We start from the raw sequence: 1007 nt of genomic DNA on the forward strand, positions 1-1007 counted from the left end.
CAGCAATGGGGGCAGCTGGCCACGGTAGGCTCAGCGACTGGGATGAAGTCGTAACAAGGTAGCCGTAGGGGAACCTGCGGCTGGATCACCTCCTTTCTAAGGATGTTTCTGGAAGGTCAGCCTGGCTGATCTCGTGAAACACTTAGCACAGACCGGTACCTTTGCCGGTCTATATCAGACGGACCAGGCCGTCCTCATATCTCTTCAGTACAAGGGTTTTCGAACGTGTTCGGAAACCAACGACGCACACGCTAGGTGCCAGTTATCGCGGCAAATGATTGCGCAGCAATCATTGAGAGCCTGCGCATTTGCGCTACTCACCACCGGGTGACGCTCTCGGGCCATTCCTTCGGAATGCCCTGACGCGCACTCGACCTTTTGCAGCGTGCTGCAAAAGTCGTGGGTCGGTAGCTCAGGTGGTTAGAGCGCACGCCTGATAAGCGTGAGGTCGGAGGTTCAAGTCCTCCTCGACCCACCATGTGGGGCCTTAGCTCAGCTGGGAGAGCGCCTGATTTGCATTCAGGAGGTCAGGAGTTCGATCCTCCTAGGCTCCACCAACTACCAGCTTTCGCAGAAAGCTGGGGCGACAGTGGATTTGACAAAGTCAAATCGCACGAGAGCCTATCCCAAGCGCGTTTGAATTTGGATTTGATCGTTAAGCACCTTCGGGTTCTTAACCGTCCAATCCGGACGAATTGACATCGTATAGAGAGAAATCAACAACGTTGTTTCCGCTGACAGTGGTCAGTAGGAACGTTGGGCGCCTTCGGGCACGCCGTAAGAGGGACGCCAAGCCCTACATCGGTTTACCCTTCGAAAAGAACAACAGTTGTCCAAGTCAAGTACACTAACCAATCACGTCGCAAGACGTGACAAGTTCGATCCGATCCGGATCGAGCGGGATAGTATGCTTTTGATCCGGAACAGAGGTCAGCGGACGAACCAGCCCGCATATGACCGCGACTTGCCAACCTAAATGGCCTGTCTTCTTCTGGATCAAATCAAGC

The 1007-nt window shown here is 54.1% G+C and carries 2 tRNA genes and 1 rRNA gene; all 3 read left to right on the plus strand.

Annotation, left to right across the window (positions count from 1 at the left end):
- Nucleotides 1–96: ribosomal RNA gene (locus tag E4S58_RS17780) — 16S ribosomal RNA — on the plus strand; the annotation flags it as partial.
- Nucleotides 97–401: 305 nt separating this feature from the next.
- Nucleotides 402–478: transfer RNA gene (locus E4S58_RS17785), tRNA-Ile, on the plus strand.
- A gap of 3 nt (nucleotides 479–481) precedes the next feature.
- Nucleotides 482–557: transfer RNA gene (locus E4S58_RS17790), tRNA-Ala, on the plus strand.
- The last annotated feature ends 450 nt before the right edge of the window (nucleotides 558–1007 follow it).

Origin of the sequence: Pseudooceanicola onchidii (genome assembly GCF_004959925.1) — a bacterium.
In the GTDB taxonomy this organism is placed as follows: domain Bacteria; phylum Pseudomonadota; class Alphaproteobacteria; order Rhodobacterales; family Rhodobacteraceae; genus Pseudooceanicola; species Pseudooceanicola onchidii.